The following is a 14,102-nucleotide window of genomic DNA, read 5'->3' as shown; positions in this document are numbered from 1 at the left end:
AGCCAGATTCTACTGACTTTTCGGGACAATGCACCCGAAGCTTACATCGAGTTACGCCTGAATTACTCCGTGACATCCGCTTCGGGCGCCTCGCCGTCGCCACCGTTCTCGGCGGTGTCCGCGACTTCGGCATCGGACTCGACGATGCGTTGCAGACCTGAGAGCGTCGTGCCCTCGTCCAGGCTGATCAGCGTCACCCCCTGCGTGGCGCGGCCCATTTCGCGGATCTCGGACACGCGCGTACGGATCAGCACCCCGCCGGTAGTGATCAGCATGATCTCGTCATCCGGCTCGACCAGCGTCGCGGCGACCACCCGGCCGTTGCGCTCGCTCGTCTGGATCGCAATCATACCCTTAGTGCCGCGGCCATGGCGCGTATATTCGGTGATCGACGTGCGTTTGCCGTAGCCGTTCTCCGTGGCCGTGAGCACCGACTGCTGTTCGTTCTCGGCGACGAGCAGCGCGATGACCGTCTGGCCGTCTTCGAGCTGCATGCCGCGAACGCCGCGCGCTTCGCGCCCCATCGGGCGCACGTCGTTCTCGTCGAAGCGCACGGCCTTGCCGGCGTCCGAGAACAGCATGACGTCGTGAGCGCCGTCGGTGATCGCCGCACCGATCAGAACGTCGCCCTCGTCCAGGTTCACGGCGATGATGCCCTTCTTGAGCGGACGGCTGAAGGCCGCCAGCGGCGTCTTCTTGACCGTGCCCAGGCTCGTTGCCATGAACACGAAGCGATCTTCCGTGTACTCCTTGACCGGCAGCACCACGTTGATTTTCTCGCCGTCCTGCAACGGGAACATATTGACGATCGGGCGGCCACGCGAGTTCCGCGAGCCCTGCGGCACCTCGTAGACCTTGATCCAGTACACGCGACCGCGGTTCGAGAAGCACAGGATCGTGTCGTGCGTGTTCGCGATGAACAGCGTGTCGATCCAGTCGTCGTCCTTCGTCGCAGCCGCCTGCTTGCCGCGGCCGCCGCGCTTCTGCGCGCGGTACTCCGACAGCGGCATCGATTTGATGTAGCCCGAGTGCGACAGGGTCACGACCATGTCCTGCGGCGTGATCAGGTCTTCGGTGTCGAGCTCGGTAGCGTTGTGTTCGATGGTCGAGCGACGGGCGTCGCCGAACTCGGCGCGCACGGCCGTGAGTTCTTCGCCGATGATCGTGGTGACGCGCTCCGGACGCGCCAGAATGTCCAGCAAGTCGGCGATCTGCGCCATGACTTCCTTGTACTCGGAGACGATCTTGTCCTGCTCCAGGCCGGTCAGGCGCTGCAGACGCATCTGCAGGATTTCCTGCGCCTGCGTCTCGGACAGGCGGTACAGGCCGTCGGCCTGCATGCCGACCGCGGCGTCCAGCCCTTCCGGACGATAGGCGGCACGGCCGCCCTGGGTCTCGCTCTCGGCACGCGCGAGCATCTCGCGCACCACCGACGAATCCCACGACTTCTCCATCAGCGCGGCCTTCGCGATCGGCGGCGTGGGCGCGGCCTTGATGATCGCGATGAAGTCGTCGATGTTAGCGAGTGCTACCGCCAGACCTTCGAGCACGTGGCCGCGCTCGCGGGCGCGGCGCAGTTCGTAGATCGTGCGGCGAGTGATCACTTCGCGGCGGTGCGACAGGAAGTGCACCAGCATCTCGCGCAGGTTCAGCAGCTTGGGCTGGCCGTCGACGAGCGCCACCATGTTCATGCCGAAGGTATCTTGCAGCTGGGTGTGCTTGTAGAGGTTGTTGAGCACCACCTCGGGCACTTCCCCGCGCTTGAGCTCGATCACCACCCGCATGCCGCTCTTGTCGGACTCGTCGCGAATGTCGGAGATGCCCTCCAGACGCTTCTCGTTGACCAGCTCGGCAATGCGCTCGAGCAGCGAGCGCTTGTTGACCTGGTAAGGCAGTTCGTCGACGATGATCGCCACGCGCTGGCCGCGATCGATGTCTTCGAAGTGAGTCTTCGCTCGCATCACGACGCGACCGCGGCCGGTGCGGTAACCCTCGCGCACGCCGGAGATACCGTAAATGATGCCGGCCGTCGGGAAATCGGGCGCGGGGATGATCTCGATGAGTTCGTCGACGCTGGCGTCGGGGTGCTTGAGCAGGTGCAGGCAGCCCTCGACGACTTCGTTGAGGTTGTGCGGCGGAATGTTGGTCGCCATACCGACCGCGATCCCCGAGGAGCCGTTGAGCAGCAGGTTCGGGATGCGGGCCGGCAGGATCAGCGGTTCCTTTTCGCTGCCGTCGTAGTTCGGACCGAAGTCGACGGTTTCCTTGTCGATGTCCGCGAGCAGTTCGTGGCCGATCTTGGCCATGCGCACTTCGGTGTATCGCATGGCGGCGGCGTTGTCGCCGTCGACCGAACCGAAGTTGCCCTGTCCGTCGACGAGCATGTAGCGCAGCGAGAACGGCTGCGCCATGCGCACGATGGTGTCGTAGACGGAAGCGTCGCCGTGCGGGTGATATTTACCGATGACGTCACCGACGATACGCGCGGATTTCTTGTACGCACGGTTCCAGTCGTTGTTCAACTCGTGCATGGCGAACAGCGCACGGCGGTGAACCGGCTTCAGGCCATCGCGCACGTCCGGCAAGGCGCGGCCGACGATCACGCTCATGGCGTAATCGAGATACGACCGCCGCATTTCTTCTTCGAGCGAAATCGGGAGAGTTTCTTTGGCGAACTGATCCATTATCCGTGTCTATCAAGCCCTAATCGCGATAGGCGGCTGCCGGCGATATGATCACGTGATTCTAACATGCCCGTCATAGGCATCCGAAACGAGCGTGATGCGATGCACAAGACATGAAGAGGAGGCCAAAACGTCGCGTAATCACGGGCAATGAAACGGTTGGCGAGGCGCTTCAAAAGGTGTTGCGCTCAAACCACAACTGCGCCACGAGGGGCGGCAAACCTGGGTTTTTTCTCGCGGCCGGCTGGAGCGCTATGGCAAAATGCCGTGGCATAAGTTAGACATTATTCGAAGTGCATGGGCCATGCTTTCGCGCACTCGGCGATGTTATACTTCGAGCGATGTAAGACTTTGGTTCCGTCGTCTAGGCTCGCAGTAAACCTGCGGTAATCTCATTTCGAGAGGAGAAATATGAATAAATTCGCTAAGCTCGCGATCGTTGCAGCTACCGCAGTGATGGCTGCTTCGGCTATGGCTCAAAATTATGTCCAGACCGCTCCGGGCCCGATCGCGGCCTCGAAACAAGCTGTCAACGACAACTGGGTTAACGGCAGCGGCGAGTGGGTGTGGAAGAACGGCTCGGACGAACTCTGCTGGCGCGACGCCTACTGGACCCCGGCCACGGCCAATGCCAAGTGCGATGGCTCGATCATCGCCCAGGCTCCGGCTCCGGCACCGGCTCCGGTTCCGGTCGCTCCGGTTTCGCAGAAGGTGACGTACCAAGCTGACGCCCTGTTCGATTTCGACAAGGCCATCCTGAAGCCGGAAGGCAAGGCCAAGCTGGACGATCTGGCCGGCAAGGTCCAGGCGCTGAACCTCGAAGTCGTGGTTGCCACGGGCTACACCGATCGCATCGGTTCGGACAAGTACAACGACCGTCTGTCGCTGCGTCGCGCTCAAGCTGTGAAGGCTTACCTGGTCAGCAAGGGCGTCGAAGCCAACCGCGTGTACACCGAAGGCAAGGGCAAGCGTAACCCGGTCACGACGGGTTGCAACCAGAAGAACCGTGCTCAGCTGATCAAGTGCCTGGCACCGGATCGTCGCGTGGAAGTCGAAGTCGTCGGCACGAACAAGTAATACGGTTCACCGACTACGAAAAAACCCCGCCTCGGCGGGGTTTTTTTCGTCTGTTGCCGCCGCAACGGGGAGCCCCGGCAATTTCCGGCACAGCGTGATTGACGGCCTTTCCCGCCGATCACGCCGTCTGCCTCTGCCGCGCGCCCGCTGCCATCGCGGGCCACCCCGGGCAAGTCAGGCCTCGCCGGCCAACTGCGGATACTGGCGCTTGACCATGAATGACATCAGCGCCTTGACGGGACGATCGCGCCACCACGAGCCGGTCTCGAGCGGCTTGAACATCATGCGCGTGGCCGCCTCGACCGGCATGTACTGCTTCATGACGTCGCCTGACATGGCGAGGAAAGCCTCCCAGGTCATCGTCTCGAACGGCGGCGGCGAGCGCCAGAACCGGTTGAGCGGCTCGAACGCGAAGGCAATGTCCTCGTCGCGAACCAGTTCGCTGCGCGCGACCATCGTGCGCAGGCGGCTGATCACGCCGTGCCGCTCCACCGCGTTGTAGCGATCGAAGGTCTTGCGAAAGTAGCGATAGTGGCCGACCTCCTCGCTGCTCAGCTTGTGCATCATCTGCTTGAGTTCCTCGACCGGCATGTAGGACTCGAGGCAACGGTAGATCATGGCCGTCTGCGTTTCCGTGACGCACCGCGACAAGGCTTCGAGCGCCAGCGACGGCCGCATGTACTCCACATCGCACCGCGGCTTGTAGCGCTCGAGAAACGCGTCATAGGCGTTCTGCCAGTCGAACTCGGGCCATACGCGTGCGATATAGTCCTTGGCGAGGCGCCCGTGTTCGACCTCCTCGGGCAGCCAGGTGTCGCGCAGCCACGTTCGCATCTCGTCATCGTCGCTGTACATCTGATTGAGCGTGGCGACGAACTCGGGGACACTGGTCTCGATGAACGACACCGTGGCAAGGGAATAGAAGATAAACGCATTGCTTCGGACAGACGGCTCTGCTGCCATGACACACTCTCCTATCGGCATAGGGGGTTGAACATGAATCGCCCAAGCACGTGCGTGCGACGCTGGCGGGCCGGGCTGCCGGCAAACGGGTGGTGCACTGCGTCCATTGCCCGGTGGCACGGACAGGCCACATGAAACGTCACACGAAGGTCACAAAGGCATAGTATAGGAATTGGCCCAATATCGCAGCGCGGCAAACGATCGGCGACAAATGAGAGGCCTTCCGGCGCCGATGACCGACGTTTGCCTGCGTTGCACCCATCCGAACCGTGAAACGTCATGACGCAACGTTATTGGTTGATGAAGTCGGAACCCGAGGAGGCGAGCATCGACGATCTTGCCGCTGCCAGACATAAGACCCTGCCGTGGACAGGCGTGCGCAACTATCAGGCGCGCAACTTCATGCGCGACGACATGCAAGTCGGCGACGGCGTGCTCTTCTACCACTCCAGTTGCGCCGTACCCGGCATTGCCGGTCTGGCGACCGTGGCCTCCCCCCCCTACCCCGACCCCACGCAGTTCGATCCGAAGAGCCCGTACTTCGACCCCAAGTCGAAGCCCGAAGCGCCGCGCTGGCTGCTCGTCGACGTCAAGCTCGATCGCAAGACCCGCCTCGTGCCGCTCACGGAAATGCGCCAGACGCCGGAACTCGAAGGCATGCTGGTGCTCGCGCGCGGCAACCGGCTGTCGATCACGCCGGTCTCGCCCGAGCACTGGCGATTCATCACGAAGCACTTACTCTAGGAGCCGGGTATCCAGGGAACCAAAATTGTGGCGATAGCGTCTGTATAACGTTATCGGCACACGCATAGTACGTACCCACTAGCGCTCTCGGCGCTGCCGGAACGCGTGCATGTGTGAGTCGGCAACCGGTCAAACGTTCGCCGCCAAGACGCGAACTCACATTCGAAAAAGGACACAACTATGCGCAAATCTCTCGCCGCCGCTCTCCTGATCGCCACGGCCGCCAATGCCGCCTACGCCCAGTCGGGTGACGATCCGAACCGCAATGTCGCGGGCGTGCTGGGCCTCGAGGCCCACGCCACGAAGGAAGTCGAGCAGGACACCGTGCACATCACGATGTCCGCGCAGGAGCAAGGTCCCGACGCCGCCACCGTCTCGCGCAACCTCACGCAAAAGGCCAACAGCGCGATGGCCATTGCCAAGGGCCAGAACACCGTGCAGGTGCAGACCGGCAACGTTTCGCTGTATCCGACGACCAATCGCGATGGCAAGATCACCGCCTGGCGCGGCCGCACCGAATTGCAGATGACGTCGAAGGACTTCGGCGCGGCATCGCGCCTCGCGAGCCAGATCTCGGGCCAGATGCAGATGGACGGCGTATCGTTCTCGCTCTCGCGTGAAGCGCAGGAGAAAACGCAGGCGGAGCTGACCAACCAGGCCATCCAGGCGTTCCGCGATCAGGCGCAGAGCAACACGAAGGCGTTCGGCTATGGCAGCTACACCATCCGCCAGGTGCAGGTCGGCACGAACGCCCCGGTCATGCCGCGTCCGTATGCCATGAAGGCAATGGCGATGAGCGCGAGCGCCGACGCCGCGCCGCCGATGCAGCTCGAAGGCGGCAAGACGCAAGTCACCGTGACCGTCTCCGGCACCGTGCAGATGAAGTAAGCCGGCGTCGGCGGCCGGTCGCCGTCCTCGCAATGGAAAGACGCCGCCCCTCGAGGGCGGCGTTGCTTTATTCGGCCAACGAAGCACTACGGATCACATCGCGACGTTTCCGCACCGCACCCCACACCGCAACAAGGCGTCACCACACCATGTGGCGTGGTCGCGTGTCACATGTCGCGGGTGCGAGTGGCCGCGGCTTACTTGAAGCGCTCGCGAAGCACGTTCTTCTGCACCTTGCCCATGGTGTTGCGCGGCAGTTCGGGCACGAAGTGCACGCGCTTGGGCACCTTGAAATTCGCGATGCGATGCTTGAGCGCATCAATGACGGTGCGCTCGTCGGGCGTCGCCGCGCCGTTGCGCGGCACGACCACGGCGACCACCGCCTCTCCGAAATCCGGATGCGGCACGCCGATGACCGCCGACTCGGCCACGCCGTCCATCTCGTCGATGAATCCTTCGATTTCCTTCGGATAGACGTTGTAGCCGCCGGAGATGATGAGATCCTTCGAGCGGCCGACGATGTGCACGTAGCCATCCTCGTCGAACTTGCCGACGTCGCCCGTCTTGAAAAACCCGTCGGCGGTGAATTCCTCGGCCGTCTTCTCCGGCATGCGCCAATAGCCGGCAAACACGTTCGGCCCTTTCACCTGAATGTGGCCGATCTCGCCTTGCGCGCACGGCCGGCCCTCATCGTCGACGACGCGCACCGACACTTCCGGCAGCGGCACGCCCACGGTGCCGGCCCGGCGCACGCGCGCCGCATCGCCGTGATACGGATTGGAGACGAGCATGACCGTCTCCGACATGCCGTACCGTTCGAGAATCGTGTGACCGGTGCGCTCGCGAAACGCGTCGAACGTCTCGCGCAGCAATGGCGCGGAGCCCGAGATGAACAGACGAACATTGCGGCAGACTTCGCGATCGAGCCCCGCTTCGGCCAGCAGCCGCACGTAATACGTCGGCACCCCCATGAATACCGTGGCGCGCGGCAACTGACGCAGCACCTCGCGCGCGTCGAACTTGGGCAGCCAGATCATCTTGCTGCCCGAATACAGCGCCGCATGACTCGCGACGAACAGCCCGTGCACGTGGAAGATCGGCAGCGCGTGCAGCAGCACGTCGCCGCCGCTGCGCTCGCCCCAACCCCAGAACGCATGCAGCACACGCGTGTTGCTCGCGAGGTTGCCGTGCGAGAGCATGGCGCCCTTGCTGCGCCCGGTCGTGCCCGAGGTGTACAGAATGGCCGCCAGATCGTGCGGCGCGCGCGGCACGGTCTCGAACGTGTCGCCGAACCACGCGGCGCGCTCGAGCAGCGAACCGGTGCGGTCCTCGCCCAGCGTGAATACGTGCTTCGCGCCGCTCGTGAACGCGATCTTCGAGACCCAGCCGAAATTGGCCGGGCTGCACACGACCACGTCGGGCTGCGCGTTCTCGACGAAATACGCGATCTCGGCTTCGCGATACGCCGTATTGAGCGGCAGATACACGTAGCCGGCGCGCAGTGTCGCGAGATACAGCAACAGGGCTTCGGGCGACTTCTCGACCTGCACGGCCACACGTGCGCCGGGCGTGAGCTCGAGGCTGGCGAGCAGGTTCGCCATGCGAGCGCTGGCGCGCTCGATGTCGTCCCAACTGTAGTAAAGCCCCTCGGGCGTCTCGATGGCGCACGCCGATTTGTCGGCGGGAAAACGTTCGGCGAACAGTCGATAGAGGTTGGCGTCTTGCGTCATAAACGGAACCGGATACGAAACGATGAATGCATCAACAGAAAAAAGGTTTCAACGGCAGACGCGGCAGCATACTGCATCTCGTCGGCACCGCGCGCCGGCGCGGCCGCGACCGCCATTGGGGCGCCCTGGGGGCCGCCATCGAGGCGCAATCGAGCCGCAATCGAGCCGCAATCGAGCCGCGATCGAGCCGCGATCGAGCGGCAATGGGAACCACCATTGGAGCCGCCAAGGAAAGCGCGGTACCTGCCTGCTAGCGCCCCTCGAATTTCGGCGGCCGCTTCTCGAGGAATGCAGCGACGCCCTCGCGATGATCCTGGGAATCCCAATAGGAGAAGGCCTGCTGCCACTCGGCTTCCGAGAGCGGCGGCACGGGCGGCGCGAGACGCGCGATCAGCCACTTGTTGAGCTGCGCGGCTAGCGGCGCCCCAGCCGCCAGACGTCGCGCGCAGGCACGGCCGGCTTCCTCGACGGCCTCGTCGGCCACCACGCGCGTGAGCAGTCCCTTCTCGCGCGCCTCGGTCGCGCCGAACACGCGCCCTTCGAGCAGAATCTCGAGCGCGACCGCCCGGCCCACGAGCGCCAGCACGCCGCGCAGCTCGCCCGGCGCCATCGGAAACCCGAGCCTGTTGATCGGCACGCCAAAGCGCGCGCTCTCGCCGGCAATGCGCAGATCGCAGTGCGCCGCGATCTCGAGTCCGCCGCCAACGCATACGCCTTCGATCAGCGCCACACTCGGATGCCGGCAGCGCGCGAGCGCCTCCAGCGTCGGGCCGATGATCTCGCCGTGATAGCGGCGCAACGCGTCGTAGCTGCCGCGCTCGGCCGGGAATTCCTCGATGTCGGCCCCGGCCGCGAAGTTGCCCTGCGCGCCGCGAATCACGATGGCCCGCACACGCGCGTCGGCGTCGAGCGCCTCTACATGCTCGCGCAGCGAGCGCCACATCGCCACCGAGATGGCGTTGAGTCGCGCCGGGTTCGACAGCGTCAGCGTGACCCACCCTTCGTCGAGCGCGCGGTCGTCGCGCAGCACTTCACTCACAGATGTCTCCCTTTTTCGTGTCGATCGCCGCCGTGCTCAGAGCAGGCGCGCCACCGCGCGTCCGAGCGCCGGCTGGCCGTCGATGAGCCGTTGCAGATTGGCGTCGAGCTCCTCGGGCTCGTACAGATAATTCACCATCATGCCGCACGACTGCCGGGCGCCCTTCTTCGACAGGTCGGCATGCCAGTTGATGCGCTCCACGCGCGCGCCGTTGCCCAGGTGGAACCGGGCGACCGGGTCGCGCGGCTGCCCGCGCACGAACTCGCGCGCCAGATAGTGCGCCGCCAGCGCCTCGCCCAGCGTGCGCTGCAACGCCTGCGTGCCCTTGCGCTCGGGCGACGCCTGCAGCCACGCCACCATCTGCGCTCCCGACGCGCCGTCGGCCAGCGACGCTTCCTGCGCCAGCAGCTTCTGGCGCTTCGGGCCGAGCACTTCGGCCAGCGCCTGCGCGGATAGCTGACGCAGCCACTCGTTGAAGCCGGGAATCGGCGAGAGCGTGGCAAAGTTGCGCAGCTTGGGGAAGTCGACCTGGAGCTCGTCGATCACGCGCTTGAGCAGGAAGTTGCCGAAGCTCACGCCACGCAGCCCGGGCTGCGTGTTGGAGATCGAGTAGAAGATGGCCCAGCGCACGCGGCGCAGGTCCTCGAGCGGCGCCTGCTCGTCGAGCAGCAGGTGCACTTCGGCCGCCATGTCGGGCACGAACGCCACTTCGACGAAGATCAACGGCTCGCGCGGCATGCGCGGATGGAAGAACGCGTAGCAACGTCGGTCGGAATCGAGCCGGTTGCGCAGGTCCGTCCATGAGGAGATTTCGTGTACGGCCTCGTAGCGCATGAGCTTTTCGAGCAGCGACGCCGGCGAGTCCCAGGTAATCGGATGCAGCTCGAGCAGGCCCACGTCGAACCATGTGGAGAACAGGCTGCCCAGGTCCTCTTCGAGTGCCGCGAGGCCGGGCAGCGCGGCGCGATGATGCAGCATATCCGCACGCCAGCGCACCAGAAACGGCAAACCGTCGGGCAACGCGTTAAAGCGCTTGAGGAACCGCACGCGCGCGCTGCCGAGCGCGCCGGCCAGCCCGCCAGCGCCGCGTCTGGCGCTCTCGCCGTCCCTGGTGCCGTCCCTGCTGCCGTCCTTCGTGCTCTGCTCGCGCGCATTGAGGCCAGGATGGGTGCCGGGGTTGCCGTCGTTGGCGCAAATGTCCGCTACCACACCGAGCAACGCCAATTGCTCGGCCGGCGACGCGCCGGTGTAACGCGCCATGAATTCGCGCGCCGCCTCGTTCGCCGCGGTATCGGTGAGCCGCGCCGACAGGCATTGCGACAACTGACGGCGCAGCGCATTTTCCGCGCGCGTCGACAATTTCACGGGCTCGATCTTGCCCTCGCCCTTCCCATCGCCCTTGCCGTCGCCCTTGCCGCCCCCCGGCCCACCGCCCTGCCCCCCGGACCTGCCCATGCCGCGCCCGAACCACTGACCGAGCCGCTCGCCAAGCGACGGCTTGGGCGACGGCACCGGCGCGCTCACCTCCGTCGCCGCATCGGGCGAGCCGCGGCCCGAAGACGCGGCGGCGATCGACGCGGCGCTTCCCGAGGTTGCGGTAGCAGACGTTGCAGACGTGTTCGGCTCATCCTTCATGGCTTCCTCTCAATGCTTGCGCCCTGCGGCGCGGATCTCCACGACAAAACCGCACGACAGTGCATCGCGCTTGCGGCGCCCGCCGTGGCCGCGTCCATCCCCCGCCTCGCCCATGCCGCCCGCTGCCGTCATCCCATCAACCGGTCCGGCAGCCACAGCGACAGACCCGGCATCACGCAAATGAGAACGACGGCCAGGATCATCAGCGCCACGAACGGCATCACGCCCCACACGATGTCGCGCAGCGCGATATCGGGCGCGGTGTTCTTGATAACGAATATGTTGAGCCCCACGGGCGGATGAATCAATCCCAGTTCCATGACGATCGTCATCACCACGCCGAACCACACGAGGTCGAAACCGGCGGCGCGCAGCGGCGGCAGGATGATCGGCGCCGTCATCAGGATGATGCTCACCGGCGGCAGGAAGAAGCCGAGCACCACGACCATCACGAGAATCGCCGTGAGCAGCACCCAGCGCGACAGATGCAGCCCCACGATCCACTGCGCGGCCGACTGGCTGATGTGCAGATAGCTCATGACGTAGGAGTACAGCAGCGACATGCCGATGATGAACATGAGCATGGTCGATTCGCGCAGCGTGCCGGTGAGGATCGGGGCGAGCTGGCGCGGGCGCCACATGCGATAGATCACGGCGATGAGCGCGAGCGCCAGCAGGCCGCCGAGCCCGGCCGTCTCCGACGGCGTGGCGTAGCCGCCGTAGAGCGCCGCCATCACGCCGATGAGCAGCGTGACGAACGGCAGCACGCGCGGCAGCAGCGCCAGCTTCTCGCGCATCGTGGCCGGCGGCTCGGTCGGAAACGGCGAGGGCGTGCCGTCGCGCGCGAGCGCCAGTTGCGCAAGCCCGTACTCCTTGCGATAACGCCACGCCGCATAGCACGAGAAGAGCCCCACCAGCAGCAGGGCTGGCACGATGCCCGCGAGGAACAGACGTCCGAGCGACTGCTCGGCGGCCACCGCATAGAGAATCATCGTGATCGACGGCGGCAGCAGAATGCCGAGCGTGCCGCCCGCGGCAATGATGCCGGCGGCGAAGCCGGGCGAGTACCCGCGCTGGCGCATCTCCGGAATGCCGGCGCTGCCGATGGCCGAGCACGTGGCGGGGCTGGAGCCGGCCATCGCCGCGAACAGCCCGCAGGCGAATACGTTGGCAATGCCCAGACCGCCGGGAATGCGCCGCATCCACGCGTGCAGCGCGAGGTAGAGATCCTGCCCCGCGCGCGACTTGCCGATCGCCGCGCCCTTCAGAATGAACAACGGGATCGACAGCAGCGTGATGCTCGCCATCTCTTCGTAGACGTTCTGCGTCACCGTATCGAGCGACGACGCGGGCATGAAGCCGAACATGAATACCACCGCGACCGCGCCGAGCGCGAACGCGATGGGCATGCCCGAGAACATGGCGGCGAGCGTTGCGCCGCCGTAGAGCAATCCAATGCCAAGCTCGCTCATGCGTGCCCTCCCGTCCGCCCCGGCCCCACCGGCGCGCCGGCGTGAGCTGCGCCGCCGGCGGCCTCCGCGCCTCGCATCTCACACGCGCCGATCGCCACCTGCACAAGCAACTGCATCGTGAGCAGCGTCATGCCGAACGCCATCAGTCCGTAGGGAATCGCCAGTGGAGGCCCCCACGTCGAGCTGCTGGTCTGCCCGTCGACATAGGCTTCCCAAAAGAGCGTCCAGGACTTCCACGCGAAGAAGGCGCAGAACGCCAGCGTGGCGATGTCCACGAGCCAGCGCCGCACCCGGTTCACGCGCGCGGAGAGCAGCGTGGTGATCGCTTCGATGCCGATGTGCCCGCGCAGGTGCTGCACGTGCGCGGCCGACACGAACGTCGCGCCGACCAGCATGAAGACCGCCGCTTCGTCCTGCCAGTCGGTGGCAAGCTTGAGCACGTGGCGCGCGAACACGCTGTAGCTCAGCACCAGCGCCGCCCCGACGAGCGCGAACATGCACACGACCATGAGCAGGCGGCTCACGCCCTGCAGCAGGGCGTCGAGCCGCCGCAGCGTGCGCGAGCGCGCCGCCGCCGGCACGGCCCTCACGTCGGCCCCGCTCATGCGGGCACCTTCTCGGCCAGTGCGAGCAGCTTCGCGCACGTGTCCGACTTGCTCGCGTAATCCTTCCACGCGGTGCGGCGCGCGATCTCGCGCCACTTCATGACCGTTGCTTCGTCCAGGTCATAGACCTTCGCCCCGGCCTTCGTATACACGCTCGCGATCTGGGCGTCGTCGGCCTTGGCCGCTTCGGTGCCGAACGCCTCGAGTTCCGCGCCGACCTGCAGGATCACCTGCTGCTGGTCCTTCGGCAGTTTGTCGAAGACCTGCTTGGACATCAGCAGCGGCTCGAGCATGAACCAATAGGACTTGTTGCGGCCGGTGGTCAAATGCTTCGACACCTCTTCGAGACGGAACGACATCAGGCTCGTGGACGAGGTCATCGCCGCGTCCATCGCGCCGGTCTGCATGGCTGCATAAAGCTCGTTGGACGGCAGCGAAATGACGGCGGCGCCCGCCTCCTTGAGCATCATGTCCATCTCGCGGCTGCCGCCGCGGACCTTGAGGCCCTTGGCGTCCTCCGGCGCCACGAGCGGCGCCGTGCGGCTCGCCACCCCGCCCGCCTGCCAGACCCAGCTCACGATCACGATGTTCTTTTCGGCGAGCACGCCCGAGAGCACCTTGCCGATTTCGCCATTGCGCCACGCGTTGCCCTGCGCATACGAGGTGACGAGCCCCGGCATCAGGCCAATGTTGAGCTCGCGCACTTCGCCGCCGGCATACGGCAGCGGATACAGCGACAGGTCGAGCGCGCCGCGGCGCAGCGCCGAGAACTGCGCGTTGGTCTTCATGAGCGAGCTGCCCGGATAGACCTGGAACTTGAGTGCGCCGTTGGTGCGCTTCTCGACTTCCTGCGCGAACTTGCGGCACAACCGGTCGCGGAAGTCCCCTTCCGTGAGCGTGCCGCCGGGGAATTGATGGGAAATCTTGAGCGGGCCGGACTGCGCGAATGCGCCGCCCCATGGGCCGGCCAGACCGCCGGTCACGAGGGCCGACGCGGCCCCGAGCATGAGCTGCCGCCGCAGCGGGGAAGGTGTTGTCTCCATGGCGTCTCCTGTCGCTTCTGTCAGTGATGAACCAGCGCAACCGGTGCCTGACATCGCCCGCGACAGGTCCGACCAGGCCGATGACGTTGACAACATGGACGACATCGGTGGGATCGGTTCCCGCCCCGGGGTGCACCGGCTCCGCCGGCACTGCATGTACGGATGACTGCTTGTTTTTGGGTGTTCTGAGTGCGCGAGTTGCCGCTCTCGGAATCAAATCGT

General features: G+C 65.3%; 12 protein-coding genes. 4 read left to right on the top strand and 8 right to left on the bottom strand.

The window, feature by feature from the left end:
* Positions 1–62: 62 nt before the first annotated feature.
* A complete protein-coding gene (gene gyrA, locus PNO31109_RS16815; RefSeq protein ID WP_150556595.1) occupies positions 63–2,684 on the bottom strand; it encodes a DNA gyrase subunit A in 2,622 nt (873 codons plus the stop codon).
* Between the two features lie 411 nt (positions 2,685–3,095).
* Here gyrA and ompA point away from each other — a divergent pair, with 411 nt between their 5' ends.
* A complete protein-coding gene (ompA, locus tag PNO31109_RS16810) occupies positions 3,096–3,761 on the top strand; it encodes an outer membrane protein OmpA (RefSeq protein ID WP_150556594.1) in 666 nt (221 codons plus the stop codon).
* A 174-nt stretch (positions 3,762–3,935) separates the two neighbouring features.
* On the opposite strand, the gene PNO31109_RS16805 is transcribed toward ompA, so the two are convergent.
* Positions 3,936–4,724, bottom strand: coding sequence for a hypothetical protein (locus PNO31109_RS16805; protein WP_150556593.1), 789 nt, complete (start codon positions 4,722–4,724; stop codon positions 3,936–3,938).
* 279 nt (positions 4,725–5,003) lie between these two features.
* Between PNO31109_RS16805 and PNO31109_RS16800 the strand changes: the two genes are divergently transcribed.
* Entirely contained in the window at positions 5,004–5,468 is a 465-nt protein-coding gene (locus tag PNO31109_RS16800) for an EVE domain-containing protein (RefSeq protein WP_150556592.1), read from the top strand.
* 180 nt (positions 5,469–5,648) lie between these two features.
* Positions 5,649–6,356: an SIMPL domain-containing protein gene (locus PNO31109_RS16795; RefSeq protein WP_150556591.1), complete on the top strand. Its 708-nt coding sequence runs from the start codon at positions 5,649–5,651 to the stop codon at positions 6,354–6,356.
* 197 nt (positions 6,357–6,553) lie between these two features.
* Here PNO31109_RS16795 and PNO31109_RS16790 read toward each other — a convergent pair whose 3' ends face one another.
* Positions 6,554–8,086 carry a malonate--CoA ligase gene (locus tag PNO31109_RS16790; protein WP_150556590.1) on the bottom strand — a complete coding sequence of 511 codons (1,533 nt, stop codon included), beginning with the start codon at positions 8,084–8,086 and terminating at the stop codon, positions 6,554–6,556.
* A gap of 26 nt (positions 8,087–8,112) precedes the next feature.
* Between PNO31109_RS16790 and PNO31109_RS16785 the strand changes: the two genes are divergently transcribed.
* Complete coding sequence (locus tag PNO31109_RS16785) at positions 8,113–8,340, top strand: hypothetical protein (protein ID WP_150556589.1); 228 nt, start codon at positions 8,113–8,115, stop codon at positions 8,338–8,340.
* On the opposite strand, the gene PNO31109_RS16780 is transcribed toward PNO31109_RS16785, so the two are convergent.
* From PNO31109_RS16780 to dctP, 5 genes are all read right to left on the bottom strand, one after another.
* On the bottom strand, positions 8,337–9,116 hold the full coding sequence (locus tag PNO31109_RS16780) for an enoyl-CoA hydratase/isomerase family protein (protein ID WP_150556628.1): 780 nt from the start codon (positions 9,114–9,116) through the stop codon (positions 8,337–8,339). The two genes, PNO31109_RS16785 and PNO31109_RS16780, sit on opposite strands and share 4 nt — an antisense overlap.
* Before the next feature lie 45 nt (positions 9,117–9,161).
* The gene (locus PNO31109_RS16775; RefSeq protein ID WP_150556588.1) at positions 9,162–10,760 is read right to left on the bottom strand and encodes a malonyl-CoA decarboxylase domain-containing protein; all 1,599 of its coding nucleotides are present in this window, start codon (positions 10,758–10,760) and stop codon (positions 9,162–9,164) included.
* A gap of 128 nt (positions 10,761–10,888) precedes the next feature.
* Positions 10,889–12,232, bottom strand: coding sequence for a TRAP transporter large permease (locus tag PNO31109_RS16770; protein WP_150556587.1), 1,344 nt, complete (start codon positions 12,230–12,232; stop codon positions 10,889–10,891).
* On the bottom strand, positions 12,229–12,837 hold the full coding sequence (locus PNO31109_RS16765) for a TRAP transporter small permease (RefSeq protein WP_150556586.1): 609 nt from the start codon (positions 12,835–12,837) through the stop codon (positions 12,229–12,231). The genes PNO31109_RS16770 and PNO31109_RS16765 overlap by 4 nt, the downstream gene beginning before the upstream one ends.
* Positions 12,834–13,880, bottom strand: coding sequence for a TRAP transporter substrate-binding protein DctP (gene dctP, locus PNO31109_RS16760; protein WP_150556585.1), 1,047 nt, complete (start codon positions 13,878–13,880; stop codon positions 12,834–12,836). The genes PNO31109_RS16765 and dctP overlap by 4 nt, the downstream gene beginning before the upstream one ends.
* Positions 13,881–14,102 lie beyond the last annotated feature (222 nt).

Origin of the sequence: Pandoraea nosoerga, assembly GCF_902459585.1 — a bacterium.
GTDB lineage: Bacteria > Pseudomonadota > Gammaproteobacteria > Burkholderiales > Burkholderiaceae > Pandoraea > Pandoraea nosoerga.
Note: the sequence above shows the minus strand (reverse complement) of the source record. Positions and strands in the feature narration are given on the sequence as shown.

Coding starts and splice junctions, on each gene's coding strand:
- gyrA (WP_150556595.1), bottom strand. CDS start 2,684: ATGGATCAGTTCGCCAAAGAAACTCTCCCGATTTCGCTCGAAGAAGAA.
- ompA (WP_150556594.1), top strand. CDS start 3,096: ATGAATAAATTCGCTAAGCTCGCGATCGTTGCAGCTACCGCAGTGATG.
- PNO31109_RS16805 (WP_150556593.1), bottom strand. CDS start 4,724: ATGGCAGCAGAGCCGTCTGTCCGAAGCAATGCGTTTATCTTCTATTCC.
- PNO31109_RS16800 (WP_150556592.1), top strand. CDS start 5,004: ATGACGCAACGTTATTGGTTGATGAAGTCGGAACCCGAGGAGGCGAGC.
- PNO31109_RS16795 (WP_150556591.1), top strand. CDS start 5,649: ATGCGCAAATCTCTCGCCGCCGCTCTCCTGATCGCCACGGCCGCCAAT.
- PNO31109_RS16790 (WP_150556590.1), bottom strand. CDS start 8,086: ATGACGCAAGACGCCAACCTCTATCGACTGTTCGCCGAACGTTTTCCC.
- PNO31109_RS16785 (WP_150556589.1), top strand. CDS start 8,113: ATGCATCAACAGAAAAAAGGTTTCAACGGCAGACGCGGCAGCATACTG.
- PNO31109_RS16775 (WP_150556588.1), bottom strand. CDS start 10,760: ATGAAGGATGAGCCGAACACGTCTGCAACGTCTGCTACCGCAACCTCG.
- PNO31109_RS16770 (WP_150556587.1), bottom strand. CDS start 12,232: ATGAGCGAGCTTGGCATTGGATTGCTCTACGGCGGCGCAACGCTCGCC.
- PNO31109_RS16765 (WP_150556586.1), bottom strand. CDS start 12,837: ATGAGCGGGGCCGACGTGAGGGCCGTGCCGGCGGCGGCGCGCTCGCGC.
- dctP (WP_150556585.1), bottom strand. CDS start 13,880: ATGGAGACAACACCTTCCCCGCTGCGGCGGCAGCTCATGCTCGGGGCC.